Source organism: Pirellulales bacterium, assembly GCA_035533075.1.
Classification (GTDB): Bacteria; Planctomycetota; Planctomycetia; order Pirellulales; family JAICIG01; genus DASSFG01.
On the sequence record DATLUO010000063.1, the window covers coordinates 24,300 to 44,082 of the forward strand.

Below are 19,783 nucleotides of genomic sequence, written 5' to 3' on the forward strand. Positions count from 1 at the left end.
GGTGGTTCCCTCCACCGGCGGTTGCAATCATTCGCGCTTGGCGATGCTACTTCGTGGTTGCTCGCGCGATGCGGAGACGGTCGCGATGGGAGTTGGCGCTGGCGTTGGAGGGATCGAGCTCGATCGCTTTGTCAAAATCCTTGAGGGCGTCGTCGAGCTGGCCGAGCTCCATCTTGCACGCCCCGCGAACGTCGTATGCGGCCGCTCGCCCCGGCTTCGCCCGCAAGGCATAGTTCAGATCGGCCAAGGCGCCGCGGTACTGCTGCAAGTGGAACCGCGTGATGCCGCGCACATAGTGGGCGTCGGTCTCGCGCGGCGAGAGACGCAAGGCGGCGTTGACGTCGGTCAGCGAACGCGGATAATCGCCCAGCTTGAGCCGCGCTCGGCCGCGGTCGAGATAGGCTCCCACCAAGCGCGGGTTCAGCCGCAGCGCGGCATCGTAATCGCGAATCGCGTCCGTAAACCGGCCCTGCTCGGCCCGTGCGGCGGCCCGGTGATAATAGGCCGTGGAGAGACGTGGGTTGATGCGCAGCGCCGCGGCACAGTCCGTAGCGGCGCCTTCGCAATCACCTTGAGCGCAACGCGCCGCGCCGCGACTCAAATAGGCAAAGGCGCTGGGTCGCTGCTCGATTTGAGCGGTAAACCAGGCAACCGCTTCGTCAACCGGCACGACCTCGTTTTCGCGCAACCAACCGTCGCCGACCGACAGCCAATCACCCTTGACCCGCTCGACGGTACGGACGCAGACGATCGACCTAGGTGCGACGCGGCCGCCGACGCGCGGCCGGCAGGTAGCCGACCTAGGCATCACCGCACGGCCGACCCAATGCTGCCGGTCCTCACCGTCAACGCGGCCAGCGGACGCCGCCAGCAACACGAGCCACAATAGCCGAAACACGACCGATCGACGCATGGCCTTCGTCTCCCCGCATATTCTTGCACGCTGCGCTTGACATCGGCAGGCGGGATGCCGCCACCGCAATTTCCAATAAGGCGCCGGCCGGCTCGCAGCCAGCAGCAAAGAATTGCGCAGAATCCCCAGCCTGTGAGGAGAGAGCTGGGGAACTAGGATTTGAACCTAGACTAAATGGTCCAGAGCCATTCGTGCTACCGTTACACTATTCCCCATCACGCGCGTGCTCTCAATCGGCTGCTTTCGCACCGGCCGAGAAGAGACTGCATTATAGTCAGCGTAGGACGGTCACCGGCCGCGGTCAAGGCCAGGGCCCGTGCCCACGCGGCAGTGCCGCAGCATGGCGTCCGGCGACATCACATAACTCACGTAGAACGGGCCGAACTCGGCGTACCGGGCACTCGCTTCGTCGAACCGCATCGTGTAAACGATCTCCTTCAAAAACTCCGGGTTCCGCGCCCAGAGCGTCACGCCCCACTCCCAGTCGTCGAAACCGGTCGAGGCCGTGATGAGCTGCGTCACTTTGCCGCCGAACTTCATGCCCGTGCGGCCGTGCTCGGTCATCAAACGATGGCGCTCCTCCGACGGCAGCAGAAACCAGTTCTCGCCCACCTTGCGCTTTTTGTTCATGGGATAAAAGCAGGTGGTGGGCCATTCTGGCAGTTCGGGCGTGAGCCGCTGCCGCCGCATCATCGCCTCCCGCGCCTCGTAAGCCTTGATCTTCGCCTGATAGGCCGGACTGATCGGGTCTTCGCCTTCCGACACCAACCGCTGGCCATATTGCTCCACCGTCGGTACATATTCCGAGACCTCCGTCAACGAAACGAAGGAATACGTCGGCACCAGCGCCGGGCCGAGCGGACCGGCCATCAACCGCTGATGTACGGCGTCGATTTTGAGCGGGTCGGGGTCGAGCATCATCAGTCCGAAATCGGCCCTGTGGCCGCTGACCACCGAAGTTTGCAACCGGGCGGTCGCGGCCTCTCCGGCCGGGTCGAGGGCGGCGACCAACTCGGCCGTGCCCGACTCCAGGTCGGCCGGCGCCGTCTTTCTCAAGCGGCTGCGGTCAAAGCGATAGTAGAGGTGGCTGCAATGCCAGCCTTGGCTGGGCCGCAACGAAACTTCGCCGGCGTGTTCGGGCTGTGCGGATCGACTGGCGTAACTCATAAGCGCGGGGCTTCCCCTGGGGTTGGAGCGGGTGGCATGCGAAACCGCCATCATAGCAGGCCGGGCCAAGCGAGCGGGAGGCGTAAGCCTCCCGGGTAGTGTCTTAACAGTGAGTTGGTCACGAGGTGTAGGGTGGGACCAGCGAGCTTGCGAGCGCCGGCCCACCACGATTGCCGAAAATGGTGGGCCGGCGCTCGCAAGCTCGCTGGTCCCACCCTACGGCTATTGCCACACCCAACTACGGCTATTGCCACACCCAACTCACTATTAAAACACTACCGCCTCCCGGCTCAATCGGGCCGGGCCAGCGGCAGCGGCACATCGCGAAAGACGATCTCCAGGTCGCGCTGCGAACGGATGCGCGGATAGCGAAGCCGCAGCTTCTTCGGCCCGGTGTGCAGGTCGTCGCCGGAGAAGCTCACTTTCATGACCGCGGCGTGTTCCACAATGGTGTTGGTTTGCCCCTGCTTGCGATAGGCCCGTCCCTCCCCGTCGAACAACTCCATCTCGTTCTCGCAAAAGACCAACTCCGCCGGTTCGGAAACGACCGCATCCGACGCCAGCCGCACCGTTACCTCACAGCGCGGTCCTGGAAACATTTCCACCGCTTGCACGGTCAACTCGACGCCATCCTGATAATAAGGAGCCTCCGAGGGACGCGCGTCGGCATCGAGTTGGGCCAGATCGCCCACGGCGATCAAGCCCCATTTCAACCGCAGCGTCTTCAGCGACGACGCGCTCGTCGAGGGCGGCTGAATTCGCAGGTTCATCGAAACCTGGCGGGTTGAAGGCCCGGCCAGGTTCCAGCCGCTGGTCGTCGAGTGGCCGCTCAGCCGCACCCCGTTGTTCGTCACGGCCTCGGCCAGTTCCGGCTGCAAGCGATAGGCCACCAGCCGAAAGCGGTCTTCCCAGAGGGCCTGCAGGTCGAACTGAAACGAGTGGGCCGCCTCGGAAGAGTGCTGTTCATAATCCAACTCTTCGCTGAACAGCCGCCGGGCACGATTGATCTGTACCTTTACCGGCCCGGCGTAGGCCAGAGGATGCTTGCCGGCCACGCCCGCCACGACGACCAGGCCGGGGCTGCGGGTGTCGAAGTGCGGTCGTACGCGGTTGCCCGCCTGGCGGCAAAGCTGATCGACGACCTGCCAGAAGGGCGCCCCGCTGTGATCGAGGTCGACGGGCCGGTCTTTAAACGCGCCGTACTCGTCACCGACGAGCAGCCGGTTGCCCGATTGTGCCGAGATGGCGGCCAGACACTGCGAGGCGGCCGCTTGCTGGAAGTGGCAGTCGATGCGCGAGGCGAGCCACAACTCATCCTCGTTCAGCTTGCGGAGCAACTGCTTGGCTCGCAGCCGCACTTCCGGATCGTCGCTGTGCGTGGCGACGGCAAGCTGGTCGCGCGCCGCGGGTGCGACGACGGCTAGTTCCTCGCTGGCCGACACGCGGTCTGCGTAAGAGCTGCTGCCCAGCCGCTCGATCAGCCGGGCCACGCGGATTCTGCTCTGGTCCGGTTGCGCCCCCGACCGGTCGCCGCAGGTCAACACCTCCAGCCAAGTCAAGGCAAGAACAAACAGCCAGCGCCGTTGCGAGACCATCGAGGGCCCCCGACAGGATCCGTCCTTGGCCGCTTGGGGGGCGGCCGTAAATAGGGTTTGTCTCTCGTCGTCGACGAACGACATCGAGAAACGGTCCGCCGCTCAGGCTGCAAACTCAAGGACGCATTGGCAGAGGGGCCCGTCCTGGGCCCGATATTTTCGGTGCGGAGGCTAGCGGAACGCCTTCGCGGCGTCAACTGCAGTTTGAATTTGCCCTAGGCCCATTTGACACAGTTCTTTACAATATACTAACCTTAGTCTCATCATTCGCTAATAATTGAGGTGAGCGATGGCCCAATCGATCCGTGTCGCACGCCGTAAAGCGTGGTTGCTGGCTGTCTTAACGCCGTTGCTGGCGTCGGGGTCTTATTTTGGCTGGCGGGGCCAACTCTCGCGGCAAGCCGACGAGCAGGAAGCACTCACGTGGTCTGGTCCACCTCAAGCAGATGGCGAAGCTGGAATTGTTGTGCGTGGTGGGCGATCAGTTCAGCGGCCCCGCCAAGGACGATCTTCAACAATCGCTGCCCGACACCACGGTTGTGTTTGTGCCGTTACCCAAGGTCGCCGGAGGCGGCAACCGCGGCCGGATCGGCCATCCGGCCCAGCCGCCGATCTAAGTGCAACCGTCGCACCCGGATGTTCGTGATCTCGATGGGTGCGACGTACCTGGGCTGACTAACGAGCAAGCAACAGGTATGATAGCTCTTGTCACGCCTGAGCCGATCAGTGTGCGCACTTTGGTCGCCCAGACGTGACGCCTTCATTATCGCCGCTTCTGGCTTGGCGTACCCCCTAACCACTACCACATATGACTTGGCTCATCAGCACCTCACTGCGCTTGCGGGCCGTCGTGCTCGCGCTGGCCGTCGTCTTGATGATCTACGGCCTGCGAACGCTGGAGCACGCGCCGCTCGACGTCTTTCCCGAATTCGCGCCGCCGCTGGTCGAAATCCAGACCGAAGCGCCGGGACTCTCGACCGAAGAAGTCGAAAGCCTCGTTACCATGCCGCTCGAAAACGCGCTCAACGGCATCCCCTTCCTTTCGGCCATGCGGTCGAAATCGGTGCTGGGCCTGTCGTCGATCAAGCTCATCTTTCAGGCGGGCAGCGACCTGATCCGCTCGCGGCAACTTGTGCAAGAACGCCTGGCCGTCGAGGCGGCGCGGCTGCCGGCCGTGGCCCGGCCGCCCGTCATGCTCTCGCCGCTGTCGTCGACCAGCCGCGTGATGAAGATCGGCCTCAGTTCGAAAAAGCTCTCGCAGATGGAACTGACCGACTTGGCCCGCTGGACCATGCGACCGCGGTTGATGGCCGTGTCGGGCGTGGCCAACGTGGCCATCTGGGGACAACGCGACCGCCAGTTCCAGGTGCTGGTCGATCCCGAACGGCTGCAAGCCCACGGCGTCAGTCTCTCCTCGGTCGAACGGGCGGCCGCCGAGGCCGTCACGCCGGCAGGCGGCGGGTTCGTCGATACGCCCAATCAGCGGCTCGCCGTGCGGCAGTTGACCAGCGTCGATAACGCCGACGATCTGGCCGACGCAGTGGTCGATTTTCGCAACGGGGCGCCGATGCGCCTGGGCGACGTTTCCGAGATCGTCGAGAGCTTTCCCGCTCCGATCGGCGACGCCGTCATCAACGACGGGCCGGGGCTGCTGTTGATCGTCGAGAAGCAGCCTTGGGGCAACACGCTGGACCTCACGCGCAAGGTCGAGAAGGCGCTCGACGCGCTGCGGCCCGGCCTGGCCGACATCGAGATCGACCCGGCCATCTTTCGCCCCGCGACGTTCATCGAGCGATCGCTCGACAACTTGTCGCGGGCCATGCTGGTGGGCTGCCTGCTGGTGATCGCGATTCTGGTGGCCTTCTTGTTCGATTGGCGCACGTCGCTCATCAGCCTGACGGCCATCCCGCTGTCGTTGGTGTCGGCGGCCGTGGTGCTGGCCTTGAGCGGCGCGACCTTGAACACGATGGTCATCGCCGGGCTGGTGATCGCGCTGGGCGAGGTAGTGGACGACGCCATCATCGACGTCGAAAACATCCTGCGGCGGCTGAAGCTGAACCGGCAGTTGCCGCAGCCGCGGCCCGTGCTGCAAGTGGTGCTCGACGCTTCGCTCGAAGTGCGCAGCGCGGTTGTCTATGCCAGCCTGATCGTGACGTTGGTGTTTGTGCCCGTCTTGTTCCTGGAAGGACTGTCGGGTTCGTTTTTCCGGCCGCTGGCCTGGGCCTATATTCTGGCGATCCTGGCGTCGCTCATCACGGCGCTGACGGTGACGCCGGCCATGTCGTTGATGCTGCTGCCGGGTGCGCCCTCGCAACGGGCCGAGGCGCCGTTGGCCCGCTGGCTGAAGGCGATTTACCTCAAGCTGCTGCCGCCTTTTCTGGGCCGGCCCAAAATGGCCCTGGCGGTGCTCGTCGGCATGTTCGCCGCCAGCGGAGTGGCGGTGACCAGGCTGGGCGAAGAGTTCCTGCCGAACTTCAAAGAAACCGATTTCTTGATGCACTGGGTGGAGAAGCCGGGCACGTCGTTGGAGGCCATGACACGGCTCACCGTCCGCGTGAGCAAAGAGCTGCGGCAGGTGCCCGGCGTGAAGAATTTCGGCTCGCACATCGGCCGGGCGGAAGTGGCCGACGAGGTGGTGGGGCCGAACTTCACCGAGCTGTGGATCAGCGTCGATCCAGAGCACGACGTCGAAGAGACCATGCACCGCGTGCAAAGCGTGGTCGATGGCTATCCGGGCCTCTATCGCGACGTGCTGACGTATCTCAAGGAACGCATTAAAGAAGTGCTGACCGGGGCCAAGGCGACCATCGTGGTGCGCATCTTCGGGCCGGAACTCGACACGCTGCGTGCGACGGCCCAACAGGTCTACGACGTGATGGCCGAGATCGAGGGAGTGCATACGCCGCACATCGAGCAGCAGACGCTGGTGCCGCAGATCCAGGTGCGGCTGCGGCAGGATGCGGCCGGCCGCTTCGGCGTCACCGCCGGGCAGGTCCGCCACGCGGTGCAGACATTCGTGCGCGGCACGATCGTGGGGGAAGTTTACTACGGCCAAAAGAGCATCCCGGTGATGGTCTGGGGAGTGCCGCGGGTGCGTGCCGATCTCGACGCCTTGCGCCGCCTGCCCATCGACCTGCCCCGCGGCACGGCCAGTCCGGCACCGACGGCGACGGCAAGCCGGCCGATCGGCGCTCCGGGCGTGATGGCGTTGCCCGCACCGCCGAGCAGTGCCAGTGCGGCCGGCAGCGGTTATGTGTTGTTGGGCGACGTGGCCGACGTGGAGATCGTGCCGGCCCCCAACGAAGTGCTGCATGAGAACACGTCACGGCGGATCGACGTGACCTGCAACGTGCAGGGCCGCGACCTGGGGTCGGTACATCGCGAAATCCAGGAGCGGGTGAAGAAGCTGCAATTCGAGCGCGGCTATCGGCCGGAGTTCATCGGCGAGTATGCCGCGCGCGAGGAGTCGCGTCGGCGGCTGTTCTTGCTCTCCGCCCTCTCGTTGGTCGGCATTCTGCTTCTGCTGTATGTCGACTTCGCGTCGTGGCGGCTGACGCTGATGGTGTTCTTGACGTTGCCGTTTGCCCTGGTGGGCGGCGTGGTGGGGGCCTGGCTCGACACGGGCGTGCTCTCGCTCGGTTCGCTGGTGGGCTTCGTGACCGTGTTGGGCATCGCCGCGCGCAACGGCATCATGCTGGTCAGTCATTACCGGCACTTGGAGCAGGTCGAAGGCGAGCCGTTCGGAATGGGGCTGGTGCTGCGCGGCAGCGCCGAGCGGCTGGCGCCGATTTTGATGACCGCTCTCTCGACGGGCCTGGCGTTGGTGCCGTTGATCGTCAGCGGGAATCTGCCGGGGCACGAAATCGAGTATCCGATGGCGGTGGTGATTCTGGGAGGCCTGGTGACTTCGACGCTCTTGAATCTTTTCCTGCTTCCCCCGCTTTACGCCGCCTGGGGCCGCGTCGGGGAGGATGGGCTTCCCAGCCCGTCACCCATCGACACGACGGCCTAAGATCGGCGCCGCCGCGGCGAAGTAATCTCGTAAACAAGGCGATAGGCGTTAGGCATGATTTTCTAATGGTGCCCGAATGCCTATCGCCTAACGCCCATCGCCTTTGAATGGTGGGCCGGCGCTCGCAAGCTCGCTGGTCCCACCTTACACCTACCCCGTTGCGCGTATAATCGCCTTGACTATGACCACCGAGCACCCGACAGCCGACCCCGCACAGCCGCCCGCGAAGCAGCCTCGCTATTGGTTCCCGGTGCTGCTCTTAGGCAGCTATTGGCTGTACCACCTACTCTGCCGGCCGTTCGATCTGGACATGTTCAGCCTGTTCGTCTCGCGAATGGCGGTGTTGGCCGTGGTGCTCGTGACTTTTCCGATCTGGTGGCTGACCAGCCGGCAGCTTCGCCCCTTCGACCGCACGTTCGGCGTGGGCGTGGTGATTGTCGCCGTGCTGGCGGCCAGCTTTATCGTCGTCAATGGAGCGAGCGTGCCTGGCCTGATCATGGTCGGCCTGCCGCTGAGCTACACGGCGGCGACCATCTGGCTGCTCGTCGCGCGGCAGGCCAGCAAACGAGTGTGGCGTATCGGGCTGGCCGTGGCGATTTGTCTGCCGCTCGGATGGCTCACGCTGTTCCGCTGGGAAGGCCTGACCGGCGATCAACAGAACGAATTGCGCTGGCGGTGGGAGTCGACGGCCGAAGAAAGGTTTCTGGCCGTGCATGAACCAGTCGAACCGGCGACCGCACCCGCCGACGTAGTGCCGCTGTCGGCCGAAGCAGGTGACTGGACCGGCTTTCGCGGGCCGCAGCGCGACGGCGTGGTGCATGGCGCGACCATCGCCACCGACTGGCGGCAGCATCCGCCGCGATTGGTCTGGCGACAGCGGGTCGGCCCGGCCTGGTCGAGCATGACCGTGGTCGCCGGACGATTGTTTACCCAGGAGCAGCGCGGCGAGCGCGAAGCCGTGGTGTGCTACGATGCGGCGACGGGCCGCGAACTCTGGTCGCACGAAGACACTGCCCGATTCAGCGAGGGCGTTTCCGGCATCGGTCCGCGGGCCACGCCTACGTTCGATCACGGGCGGCTTTATACGTCGGGCGGCACCGGCCTCGTCAACTGCCTCGACGCGGCGACGGGCCGCAAAACCTGGTCGCGCGACTTGGTGGCCGAGTCGGGCGCGGCCGCTCCCAAGTTTGGCTTCTGGGGCTTCTCCTGCTCGCCGCTGGTCGTCGATGGCGTGGTCATCGTCTATGCCGGCGGCGAAGGGCACGAAAAGCTGTGGGGACTCGACGCCGAGAGCGGCAAGACGGCGTGGTCGCTCGACGCCGGAAGAAACAACTACAGTTCGCCGCAGGTCGCGACCTGGAAGGATCAACAGCAGGTTCTCTTTTCCGGCGAGCTCGGCTTGATGGCCGTCGAGCCGGCCAGCGGCGAGCTGCTGTGGAAAGCTCCGGACACGCTCAAGTCGAGCAATGCGATGGTTCAGCCGCACGTGCTCGGTTCGAATGAGCTGGTGGTTGCGGCCGACGGCGGGCTGGTGCGAATGGCGGTTGATCGCGACGGCGGCGGCTTTCGCCTGACGCCGCGTTGGTCTGCGCAGGCCAAGGGACTGCGTCCGACGTTCAACGACTTCGTCGTTCACAACGGCGCGATCTACGGCTTCGACGAAGGCATTTTTGGCTGCCTCGATCTTGACTCCGGCAAGCGAACTTGGAAACGCGGCCGCTACGGTCACGGGCAAGTGTTGCTCTTGGCCGACCAGGATGTGCTGCTGGTCACGGCCGAATCGGGCGAGCTTGTGTTGCTCGCCGCCGACTCCGCGAAGTTTCGCGAACTGGCGAAGTTTCAGGCCCTCGAGGGCAAAACCTGGAACCACCCCGCGCTGGCCCACGGCCGTCTCTATTTGCGCAATGGCGAAGAGATGGCATGCTACGAACTCTCCAGTATGCCGAGCGGAGAAGAGCAACGCCGGCGACACGAACAAGATTGACGGTCTGCCAGCAGCGGCAATAGTTGTTGAAAGCTAGGACTCATCTTCGCCGCCACGGCCGCGCGACAGACCGGCTTTCCGCATTTCGGCGACGAATTCCATGAAGGCCGCGAACTTTTCAAGTCGCTGCTGCACAGTGAGCTTCAAGTTCTCCCGCAGCAGAGTGCGGTCGACGTCCCTTTTGTAGACGTCGATCACGGGATCGACGAAATCGGCCGGCGCTAACGGTGGCCTCGGCATGTTTTTCACTCCCAGTCGACAGACATCGGACGTTCGATGAGCTATTTGACGCGGTGCTGGCGTAGGCGTCAGGCAACCTTGCCGTGACGCGCCGTAGCCTCCATCTGCGACAATTCATCTGGGCCTACAGACTTAATCCACTTTTGAATCGTTCTTAGCGTCGAAAGCCCTTCGATAATTGACCGTCGCACCACGATGGTAAAAAGGATGTCACAAACTACTAGAAGTCCAAACGCACTGCGGTACATAACGTATTTCACAACTGCTTCGGCACTTTCCTGATAGGCAGCGTCGATGGCTGCTTGAAGCGCCGCGTCGTTGGCCTTGAGCCTAACCGATGGGCAAGACCGACCAGCCGTCGCCTTCGCGGCAGCTTTTATCGACGGCAGGCTGAACAAGGCCGCTGTTCGGATGAGCGCATTCAAATGCGCCCTGGCTTGCTTGTAGGCCGGGTCGCTAAATGCGTTGCCCTGAAGTGCAACGTCCCAAAGCCTGTTTCTGATGATGAACAAATCTTCGCGCAGGAACAACGGCTTGAGTTTGGCCCACCACGCATAAGCGACGCCCCGAAAACCATCAGGGAGCCGGCAAAAATCCATAGCAAATCAATCATGCAATGAGGTTCCGTCTGGTTTTTACGCCACCGGCCAGCGGAGTCAATTAGAATACCTGCAATTTGGCTTGTCGATGGGCAGCCGCCCCCCTCCCTGATTTCCCCCGTCCTGATCTGCTGAAATCGGCATGACGTGGCCGGCAACGCAAGATGATCGCGGCGCCCTTTCAGATCGACGCGGCCTTTTTTCATGCCTTAGGCCATTCCCTGTTTCCTTTCTACCGCCCTCCGCCGCCCGTATCTGCCGGAGCCTGGGGCACCGCCGTGCGTTCCAACCATTCTTGCAACACCCAGCCGACTTTGGCCAGGCTCAGGGCCGAGCAATGTTCGGGCGAATCTTGCTGCGTATGCCAGAAGGGATAGTCGAAGTCGATGATGTCGCACACCGAGAGCTTGGCGATTTCGTGCAGCGGCAGGTGGTCGTCGCGCACATTGGGACCCGTGCGGTCGATGAAATCATGCACGCCCAGCCGCCGGGCCAGGCCCCAAATTTCTTGCACCAGCGGCCTTGTGTCGGTCCAGGTGACGCTGTTCTCTTCCTGGTAAAGGCGCAGGTTGGAGTCGCCGACCATGTCCAAGAGCACGCCCCACTCATAAGGAACGGCCGGCGGTTCAGCCACATATTCACGGGCGAAGTGCGTCGAACCCAAAAAGTATTCGCCCCGCTCCTCGAACATGAATTCCTCGCCGTCGAACAGCACCACGTCGACGCCCATCTCGCCTTTCAACGCCGAAAACCGCTTGGCCAGCTCCATCAGCACTGCCACGCCGCTGGCGCCGTCGTTGGCCCCCACAAACTTTCCGCGCCGGTTGTGCGGGTCGCGGTCGGGAAAAGGCCGCGTGTCGTAGTGCGCGCAGAAGAACACCCGTCGCGGGCGGTCGGGATGCCAGCGGGCAACGACGTTCGCCATCGGCACGGCCGAGCCGTCGAGCGGATGCCGTACCGTGAACGACTGCAGCGAGACCTCGGCCCCCAGCGATTTGAAGTGCTCCGCCAGCCACTGACGCTGAAGCGACATCGCCTTCGAGCCGCTGGGCCGCGGGCCAAAGCCGCACGCCTGGCGGAGGTAGCTGTAGGCCCGCGTGCCGTTGAACGGGATGTCGCGCAACGTCAGGCGGCGCGGGCCGGCATGTGCCTCCGGCCAGATTGCGTAGCTCAACACCGCCACGCTCACCAGCAGCACGACCGCCACATAAACAGCCTGACCCGAGATCTTTCGCATCGTTGAATCCAGAGTCGCCCACAGTATTCTACCACACCGTGAAAGACTTGTACTTCACGCCCAGTTCGGCCCAAATCAGCGGATGGTCGGATGCGCCGTTGTCGATGGTGCCCGCATCGATCGTCGTCAGGCCGCGCGTCAGGATCCAGTCGATATGCCGGCCCGCGGCGTCGCCGAGCACTTCGCCCAGCGGGTCATGGACTCCGCCGCGCGCCAGCAGCTCCCGGATCGAACCTTCGTCGGCGGTCATGTTGAGATCGCCTAGCAGGATTGCCGGTTCGGCCAAGGCCAGAAACAACCGCGTCACGGCCTGAAACTGCTGCGCTCGATCGGCGGCGGAATTGCGGTCGAAATGGGTGCCCAGCAGGTGGAGCGTGCGGCCCGCAAACGGAATACTCAACAACACGGCGTTTCGATACCCGCGGCCGCTACCCGGCAACACGATGCGCTGCCATTGCGTCACGTCGGCGGCAGACAAGACGGCGTTGCCGAACTGGTGATGCCACCAGCGTTGTTCGGTCGGTGCAAACAGCCAGCGCTGGTCCGTCAGGCCCGCCAGCGTCTCGACCTGGCCCTCCGTCTGCCAGAAATAGGGACCGTGTACTTCGTTCAATAAGGCCAGGTCGAACCCGTTCAGGGCCGCGGCGGTACGCGCTAGGTCGTAGCGGCGGTCCCTGCCCGTGCCGCCGTGAATGTTGAAGCTCGCCACACGAAGGGTGGCGATGCTGGTTGTGGACCGCGTGCCCTTGCCCGACAACGAAGCACCGACGGCGGCCGGCACCGGGCGGCGCTGATCGCCGGCCAGATAAACCAGGCCGCACACGAGCAGGAGCGCGAAGGCCGTCGCCCAGCGGCGGAGGGAACGAGGCGGAGCGGAGGGGAGGGCGAGTTGGGAAGCGGGGGAGAGTGCGGGCGTGGCCGACGTTCGACGGTCGCTCAAGGGTTCCTCCGCGAGTGGCTCGGGACCGGGACATTTCATGGGGCTGACCGGCATCGCTGGTAGTAATCTTAAAGTTGAGTCACACTCGGTGGGCCGGCGCTCGCAAGCTCGCTCGCTCCCACCCTACGTGACTCCCCCTCGTTCCCTCGCCCCTTCCTCCCAAAACGCCGGCCCATCATACTTTTTGCCTCGGCAACTCCCAATAGATCCCGCCGCCGCACTCACGAGTTGGCTTTGGCCCCGCACGGTAGGATCGCTATACTCGTTGCCATGCTGCGATCGTGTTGTCTACGCGCCGCTTTCGTTGCCGCCGCCTGCGGTGGGGGCGTCTTGTCGCCCGCCGCTGAAAGAGAAGGCGAGGTCCGCTTCGAGCCGACGGCGGACGAAGCCCAAGTGCCAGAACTGTTCCGCCTGGAAGCAGCCCGCTTTTCCTTCCAACAACGTCGGATCAAGACTATTGCCACGGGTTACGAAGTCTGGGAGGTGACCTTTCCGTCGCCGGTCGAGACGGCCTTCGTGGAGAACAACACGGTCCACTGCGAGTATTTCCGGCCCCTGAAATCGGGCAAGCAGCCGGCAGTGATCGTGTTGCACATTCTAGGCGGCGACTTTGACCTTTCGCGGCTTTTCGCTCGGCAGCTCGCGCAAAACGGCGTCGCCGCGCTGTTTCTGAAGCTTCCCTATTACGGCCCCCGTCGTCCGCAGGGGCCGCGAGTACGGATGGTGTCGGAGAACCCTCGCGAAACTGTGGCGGGCATGCGGCAAGGCATTCTCGACATTCGCCGCGGCGTGGCGTGGTTGGCCGCTCAAAAAGAGGTCGATGCTCAGCGGCTGGGCATCTTCGGCATCAGCCTGGGCGGAATTACCAGCGCCTTGGCGCTGGCGGCCGAACCGCGGCTCACGAGCGGCTGCCTGATGTTGGCCGGAGGCGACGTGGCACAGGTGGCGTGGGACAATCCCGAATTGGCCAAGCTCCGCGACCGCTGGCTGGCGCAGGGGGGCACGAAGGACGAGTTTCTGGCCCTCTGGAAGAGCATCGATCCGGCGACCTACGCCGAGCTTGCCCGACGAAAGAGAATTCTGATGCTCAATGCACGGCACGACGAAGTCATACCGCCCAAGTGTACGGAATCGTTGTGGCATGCGTTGGGCGAGCCGGAGATCGTCTGGTACGAGGCCGGGCACTTCAGCTCTCTTCGCTTCTTGTTCGATGGACTGGGTCGCGTCACGCAGTTTTTCCGTTCGCCATGACCAAGGCAATTCAAATTGTCGCCGTCGGCATGGCGTATCTGCTGACGGCGCCATGGGTGTGCGGCCAGACCCCTCCGGCGGAGCGTCCGTCGCGCCCGGTCGGTCTTGACGCCGAGGGGCCGGCCACGAACGGGCCGCTGTTGGCCGGCCTGCCGATGGAACGGCTGGCGGCGCGGTTTGGACGCGCCACCGACGACCAGCCCTTCTATCACGTCACGGCTCCCGAGTGGACGCACGAGCAGCCCAATTGGATCGAGCCGCAGCACCTGCTTTCCGCAACCGCCTTCGAAGACGTTCCGCACGAGGTGCTGGCCGCGCCCCCGCCGCAACCGGCGTCGTTGTGGGAGCGCTGGCGGCAGCAGCGTCTGCTGCGTCGCCGCCGCCCGGCAAGCTGGTTTCGCTATCCTTTCTATTTCGAGAAATTCACCAGCCTGATTCGCACCGATGAGCCGATTCACGACCAGATTCACAACGGGCGCGGGAATCTCTTTGGCGGGCGCCTGGGATGGGATTTTTCGCCCCGCTGGGGCATCGAGAGCCGCTTCGGATACTTGCGTACGACGATGACGGACGCGGTCCATCCCTTGCTGCCGCCGCACGAAAATTTTTACTTCTTGGACACAAGCGCGCTGCTTTACTTGAGGGGCGATGTCCGCTGGCGGCCCTTCATGCTGCTGGGCCTGGGACTGGTCAACGTCGGTTTCATCGACGATCAGGGGGCGCTCTGGAACCAGACGCTGATGACCATGCCTTTTGGCGCGGGTTTCAAGTTTCGCATCACCGAGCACAACGCTTTTCGGTTCGAGGTGCTCGACAATGTGGTGTTCGGCAACGGCCAGGGGGGCAATAGCCGGGCCATGCACGACGTGGGCGTCTCGTTCGCCTACGAGCGTCGCTTTGGCGCCCCGCACAAATCGTATTTTCCGCGACCCGACGGCGGCCGCTGGACCCGTTGTCGCGAGTGGCTGGAGTCGATGTCGCATTAGCGCTTTGTCCGCGATCGCTGGATGTATGGCGCGAAAACGTCGTAGGGTGGGCCGGCGCTCGCAAGCTCGCTGGTCCCACCCTACAGTCGCGCCGGATCGTCCAACTAAAACAGCCGGTTGTACCCGTTCAACGCCGCCACGCGGTATGCCTCGGCCATGGTCGGATAGTTGAACGTGGTGTTGATGAAATAGAGCAGCGTGTTCTGCTTGCCCGGCTGCGACATGATCGCCTGGCCGATGTGGATGATCTCCGAGGCGTTGGCACCGAAACAATGGATGCCCAGCAGCTCCAGCGTTTCTCGGTGAAACAGCAGCTTCAGCATGCCCACGGTCTGGCCGGTGATCTGGGCGCGGGCCAGGCTCTTGAACATCGCCTGGCCGACTTCGTAGGGCACTCCGGCCGCCGTCAGCTCGCGCTCGGTCTTGCCCAGCGAGCTGATTTCGGGCGTGGTATAAATGCCGGTGGGAATGTCGCGCACGAGGGCCCGGTCGCCGTGCCCGCAGATCAGGTGCTGGGCGGCGTAGCGTCCCTGCACGTAGGCCGCGCTGGCCAGCGCCGGCGGTCCGGCGACGTCGCCCACGGCGTAAATGTGCGGCAGCGCGGTCTGGAAGTGCTCGTTCACGTCGAGCTGGCCGCGCTGGTTGGGCTGAATGCCGATCGCTTCCAGGCCCATGTCGTCGGAGTTGCCGGTGCGGCCCGCGGCCCACAACAAAATGTCGGTCTTGAGCTGCTTGCCGCTCTTCAAGTGCAGCACGGTGCCGTCGTCGAGCAGCTCCACGTGCGTGTACGTCTCGCGGTGACGAAGAATGACGCCCCGGTCGCGCAGATGATAGCTGAGGGCGTCGATGATCTCGTCGTCCAGGAACTCCAGCAGCTTGTCGCGCGTGTTGACCAGGTTCACCTTGACTTCGAGGTTGCGGAACATCGAGGCATATTCGCACCCCACGATGCCCGCGCCGTAGATGGTGATCGACCGCGGCGTATCGCCGAGGCTCAAGATCGTATCGCTGTCGAACACGCGCGGGTGCTTGAAGTCGATGTCGGGCGGGCGATAGGGCCGCGTGCCGGTGGCGATCACCACGGCGCCGGCCTCCAGCTCGCGGCACCCACCGAATTGGTCGAGCACTTCGACCGTGTGCGGCCCGCGAAATCGGGCGTGACCGTGGAACACCGGCACGCTGTTCCGCTCGTAGAATCCCAGCCGCATCTCGACCTGCCGCTCGATCACCGAGCCGGCTGTCCGCTGTAGTTCGGGAAACGAGAAGGAGACGGAGATGCCGGCGTCGCGGAAGAGCTTGTTGTTGACGATGCTCGTCATCTGAAAGATGGCGTGCCGCAGGGCCTTGCTGGGAATGGTGGCCCAGTGCGTGCAGCCGCCGCCGATTTTGGCGTAGCGCTCCACGACGGCCACCTTTTTCCCCTGTTTGGCGGCCTGCATGGCGGCGCCCTCGCCGCCCGGCCCCGTGCCGATCACAACCACGTCGAAATGTTGGCTCTCCATGACTTCCTGTTTTGACCGATTGCGGCCGATTGCTCAATCCCCACCGATCGTGTTTCAAAAGGCCCGAGCGCGATATAAAACTACATTAGCACCATTCGATTTCACCAAACGTGCGGTTGAAGCTTCGAGCATATTAAGGTCGAATTCCTCCATGTCGGAACATGCAATTGAAGGCGCCGCTTCGCAACGGGGCGTGCTGGCGGCGATTGTGGCCGTCGTGCTGGTGTATCTGCTGACCGCGCGGGCCGGCTGGCCGCAGCACGGCACCGAACTGATCCTCGAGGCCGAGCATGCCGAGGCGTCGGACGAATTCGTCGCAGGAGACCATCACAAGGGCGGCCAAGTCGCCCAGCGGGCCAGCCTGCCCACAGCCGTGCCGATGTGCCCGCCGCCCGCCTATTGGATGGTCGCGCCGTTCGCGTTGCTGCTGGGTGCGATTGCCTTGCTGCCGCTGATCCGCGCTTCCGAACACTGGTGGGAGAGCAATCGCAACAAATTCATCGTGGCGGGCGGCCTGGGGCTGGTCACGCTGCTTTATTACGGATTCGTTCACGCCGACGCAATCGAGTGTCATTTTCTGGGGCAAGGCCTGATCGAGCGGGCCGACGGGCCGTTTTCGTTCAAGCTTCCGGCGGCGGTGGTCGCCAATGCCATCTTTCAGGATTTCCTGCCGTTCATCGTGCTGCTGTTCAGTCTCTACACGATCGCCGGCGGCATCCGCATCGAGGGCAACCTGCCGGCTCATCCCATCACTAACACCGCCTTTATATGCGTGGGCGGCTTGTTGGCCAGTTTCATCGGCACGACCGGCGCGGCGATGCTGCTGGTGCGTCCCTTGCTGGAGACCAACCGCGAGCGGACTTACGTCAGCCATACCGTGGTGTTTTTCATCTTCGTGGTTTGCAATTGCGGCGGCTGCCTGCTTCCGTTGGGCGATCCGCCGCTCTTTCTGGGCTACTTGCAAGGCGTGCCGTTCCTGTGGACGGCGTCGCTCTGGAAAGAATGGCTGTTCATCAACGGCGCCTTGCTGGCCGTCTATTTCACCTGGGACCGTTGGCGCTGCTATCCGCGCGAAACTCCTCCCGACGTTGTGCGCGACGAGACCCGCGTCCACCGTCTGCACTTCGGCGGGCTGTGGCCGAACCTTCCGTTGTTGGGCCTGGTTGTGTTGGCGGTGGCCTTGCTCGATCCGACGAAATCGCTGCTCGGCACCGACTGGCATCCTTGGCTCTACCTGCGCGAGATCATGCTGCTGTCGCTGGTCGGCCTGTCGCTGGCGTTCGGTCCGGCGTCGGTGCGGCACGGCAACAAATTCAACTACGGCGCGATCGTGGAAGTGGCGGCCCTGTTCGTGGGCATTTTTATCTGCATGCAGCCCGCCTTGCAGATTCTGCACGTGAAGGGGCCGGAACTGGGCGTCAACACGGCCCCCAAGTTTTTCTGGACGACCGGCGCGCTGTCGTCGGTGCTCGACAATGCGCCGACGTACCTCGTGTTTTTCGAGACGGCCCGAGCGCTGCACGCCGACGGCATCCAGACGGCCGGCGGCGTGGGCATTCCCGACGCCTTGCTGGCCGCCATCAGCCTGGGCGCCGTGTTCATGGGCGCCAACACGTATATCGGCAACGGTCCGAACTTCATGGTCAAGACGATTGCCGAGAAGTCGGGCGTGCGGATGCCGAGTTTTTTTGGTTATATGATTTACAGCGCCTTGGTGCTGATTCCGTTGTTTGTCGTGACGACGTTGTTGTTCTTCCGATAAAAGGAAGCCGAGCTTCATGCGGGCTCCTCGGCGAGTTCCCGCAAAACCCGGTGCATTCAGGCCGGTGTAAGCCGCAGATCCTTGAGCAGTTCCCGCCGCTCGTTGGCTGGAAGCGTCCGCTTCAAGTGATCTCGCCGCTCCCGTGTCACATGCTCGCCGCGTCCGTCGCTAAGCTGGGTCCGACTTCGTCAACGAACCGCGATCCACATCTTTCCATGAAAACGCAGACGGATCCCAAGGTCGATTACGCATTCAAGCACGTCTTTGGCCGCGAAGAGAGCAAGCCGGCGCTCGTCAGCCTGCTGAATGCCGTGTTGGAGCCGGCCGCCGGCGAAGGCATTGTCGGCCTGGAGTTGCTCAACCCCTTCAATGCAAAGGCCTTCGAAAGCGCCAAAACTTGCATCGTCGATATCAAGGCCCGTGACGAAAGTGGTCGCCAGTTCTTGGTCGAGATGCAAATGCTGGCCGCCGATGCGTTCCGGCAGCGGGCGCTCTTCTATTGGGCGGCACTTTATCAGGAACAATTGCACCAAGGCGAAAACTGGCGGGAGCTGCGGCCGACGATCGCGGTTTGCTTTGTCGATACCCCGCTTTTCCGAGCTGCCGGACTATCACTCGACCTTCGAGCTGCGCGAGCGCCGCCGTCAGACGCTCTTTACGGATCAACTGGCCCTGCATATCCTGGAATTACCGAAGTTCAAGAAAGGAATTGATGAGCTGGCGACGCCGCTCGACCGCTGGCTCTATTTCTTGCGGAATGGCGAATACCTCGATGCGGAGACCGTGCCCGTTACCTTGGACGTGCCGGAGCTCCGCTGGGCATTAGGAGACCTGTTTATGATTTCGCGTATCGATCCGGAACGTGAGCTCTATGAAGCCCGGCTGCAAGAGCGGCGCGACAAGGCGTGGTTTGAACAAACCGTTGAACGAGCCGCTCAACAAGTTGCCGAAACTGCCGCAGCGAAGGGGCGCGAGCAGGGACGCGCGGAGGGACGCGCGGAGGGACGCACGGAGGCACTGCGAACAGTCATTCCAGCACTGCAAAAGTCGCTGGGGCAGCATGTTCTGCCACTGGAAGAATTGCAGACCCTCTCTTGCGACGAGTTAGAAACCATCTGGACGCGGCTGCAAAACGATCTGCTGGACAACCACGATTAAATCACGCTTGCCGGTCTATCCGCGTTTGGCGCAGCCGTAGCGCATCAGGCGGTCGTGCATGGCGGCCTGGTCGGTGTCGGGCGAGGCCCTGGTCAAGGCCCGCGAGCTCTGCAATTGGGGACGATGGTCGGATGCCATCGAGGCAACCCTAAGCAGTAAAAGCACTTACGTCGATCACGCGGGGCGACGCCGCACCCGCGTCCGCTACGGCGCCTAAACAAAAGCGACACGCGCGTGTCGCTTTTGTTAAGGCACGCACCGCCCGGCGTGCGGCACGCGCTCAAGGTGCTGCAGGATCTCCACGCCCTACTGACGGACGTGCAACCGAAGTCGCACCAGCTCTTGAACGTTGGACGCGACAAACGTGTCGCCTGCCGCGCAGGCCGAGGCCCTGCGGACGCTCCGTCGGACCCTGTTCGGACCCTGCCGCCGCGCGG

At 63.5% G+C, this 19,783-nt stretch carries 17 protein-coding genes and 1 tRNA gene; 8 read left to right on the forward strand and 10 right to left on the reverse strand.

What is annotated here, in order from left to right; translation table 11 throughout:
• Positions 1–46: 46 nt before the first annotated feature.
• The 4 genes from VNH11_08015 to VNH11_08030 form a co-directional block, all read right to left on the reverse strand.
• A complete protein-coding gene (locus VNH11_08015) occupies positions 47–913 on the reverse strand; it encodes a tetratricopeptide repeat protein (GenBank protein ID HVA46304.1) in 867 nt (288 codons plus the stop codon).
• Positions 914–1,057: 144 nt separating this feature from the next.
• Positions 1,058–1,128 (reverse strand) — tRNA-Gln (locus VNH11_08020).
• 73 nt (positions 1,129–1,201) lie between these two features.
• Entirely contained in the window at positions 1,202–2,080 is an 879-nt protein-coding gene (hemQ, locus tag VNH11_08025; GenBank protein ID HVA46305.1) for a hydrogen peroxide-dependent heme synthase, read from the reverse strand.
• A 290-nt stretch (positions 2,081–2,370) separates the two neighbouring features.
• Complete coding sequence (locus VNH11_08030) at positions 2,371–3,759, reverse strand: hypothetical protein (protein ID HVA46306.1); 1,389 nt, start codon at positions 3,757–3,759, stop codon at positions 2,371–2,373.
• 362 nt (positions 3,760–4,121) lie between these two features.
• Between VNH11_08030 and VNH11_08035 the strand changes: the two genes are divergently transcribed.
• The 3 genes from VNH11_08035 to VNH11_08045 all read left to right on the forward strand — a co-directional run bounded on the left by VNH11_08035 (position 4,122) and on the right by VNH11_08045 (position 9,671).
• On the forward strand, positions 4,122–4,292 hold the full coding sequence (locus VNH11_08035) for a hypothetical protein (protein HVA46307.1): 171 nt from the start codon (positions 4,122–4,124) through the stop codon (positions 4,290–4,292).
• 191 nt (positions 4,293–4,483) lie between these two features.
• Complete coding sequence (locus VNH11_08040) at positions 4,484–7,687, forward strand: efflux RND transporter permease subunit (GenBank protein HVA46308.1); 3,204 nt, start codon at positions 4,484–4,486, stop codon at positions 7,685–7,687.
• 181 nt (positions 7,688–7,868) lie between these two features.
• Positions 7,869–9,671, forward strand: coding sequence for a PQQ-binding-like beta-propeller repeat protein (locus VNH11_08045; protein ID HVA46309.1), 1,803 nt, complete (start codon positions 7,869–7,871; stop codon positions 9,669–9,671).
• Between the two features lie 33 nt (positions 9,672–9,704).
• On the opposite strand, the gene VNH11_08050 is transcribed toward VNH11_08045, so the two are convergent.
• From VNH11_08050 to VNH11_08065, 4 genes are all read right to left on the reverse strand, one after another.
• Positions 9,705–9,911, reverse strand: a complete 207-nt coding sequence (locus tag VNH11_08050) for a hypothetical protein (protein HVA46310.1) — start codon at positions 9,909–9,911, stop codon at positions 9,705–9,707.
• A gap of 68 nt (positions 9,912–9,979) precedes the next feature.
• On the reverse strand, positions 9,980–10,510 hold the full coding sequence (locus VNH11_08055) for a hypothetical protein (protein ID HVA46311.1): 531 nt from the start codon (positions 10,508–10,510) through the stop codon (positions 9,980–9,982).
• A gap of 232 nt (positions 10,511–10,742) precedes the next feature.
• A complete protein-coding gene (locus VNH11_08060) occupies positions 10,743–11,747 on the reverse strand; it encodes a M28 family peptidase (GenBank protein ID HVA46312.1) in 1,005 nt (334 codons plus the stop codon).
• A 28-nt stretch (positions 11,748–11,775) separates the two neighbouring features.
• A complete protein-coding gene (locus VNH11_08065; protein HVA46313.1) occupies positions 11,776–12,687 on the reverse strand; it encodes an endonuclease/exonuclease/phosphatase family protein in 912 nt (303 codons plus the stop codon).
• Positions 12,688–12,957: 270 nt separating this feature from the next.
• Here VNH11_08065 and VNH11_08070 point away from each other — a divergent pair, with 270 nt between their 5' ends.
• Together VNH11_08070 and VNH11_08075 are read left to right on the forward strand one after the other, a co-directional pair.
• Positions 12,958–13,938, forward strand: a complete 981-nt coding sequence (locus VNH11_08070; GenBank protein ID HVA46314.1) for an alpha/beta hydrolase family protein — start codon at positions 12,958–12,960, stop codon at positions 13,936–13,938.
• A complete protein-coding gene (locus VNH11_08075; protein ID HVA46315.1) occupies positions 13,935–14,924 on the forward strand; it encodes an outer membrane beta-barrel protein in 990 nt (329 codons plus the stop codon). The genes VNH11_08070 and VNH11_08075 overlap by 4 nt, the downstream gene beginning before the upstream one ends.
• Before the next feature lie 104 nt (positions 14,925–15,028).
• Here VNH11_08075 and sthA read toward each other — a convergent pair whose 3' ends face one another.
• On the reverse strand, positions 15,029–16,456 hold the full coding sequence (sthA, locus tag VNH11_08080) for a Si-specific NAD(P)(+) transhydrogenase (protein ID HVA46316.1): 1,428 nt from the start codon (positions 16,454–16,456) through the stop codon (positions 15,029–15,031).
• 121 nt (positions 16,457–16,577) lie between these two features.
• On the opposite strand from sthA, the gene VNH11_08085 reads away from it, so the two are divergent.
• On the forward strand, positions 16,578–18,188 hold the full coding sequence (locus VNH11_08085; protein HVA46317.1) for a sodium:proton antiporter: 1,611 nt from the start codon (positions 16,578–16,580) through the stop codon (positions 18,186–18,188).
• 188 nt (positions 18,189–18,376) lie between these two features.
• Here the strand turns inward: VNH11_08085 and VNH11_08090 are convergent, their stop codons facing one another.
• Complete coding sequence (locus tag VNH11_08090) at positions 18,377–18,721, reverse strand: hypothetical protein (protein HVA46318.1); 345 nt, start codon at positions 18,719–18,721, stop codon at positions 18,377–18,379.
• Between the two features lie 43 nt (positions 18,722–18,764).
• On the opposite strand from VNH11_08090, the gene VNH11_08095 reads away from it, so the two are divergent.
• Both VNH11_08095 and VNH11_08100 read left to right on the forward strand, forming a co-directional pair.
• Positions 18,765–19,346: a PD-(D/E)XK nuclease family transposase gene (locus VNH11_08095; GenBank protein ID HVA46319.1), complete on the forward strand. Its 582-nt coding sequence runs from the start codon at positions 18,765–18,767 to the stop codon at positions 19,344–19,346.
• Between the two features lie 58 nt (positions 19,347–19,404).
• Positions 19,405–19,563, forward strand: a complete 159-nt coding sequence (locus VNH11_08100) for a hypothetical protein (GenBank protein HVA46320.1) — start codon at positions 19,405–19,407, stop codon at positions 19,561–19,563.
• Positions 19,564–19,783 lie beyond the last annotated feature (220 nt).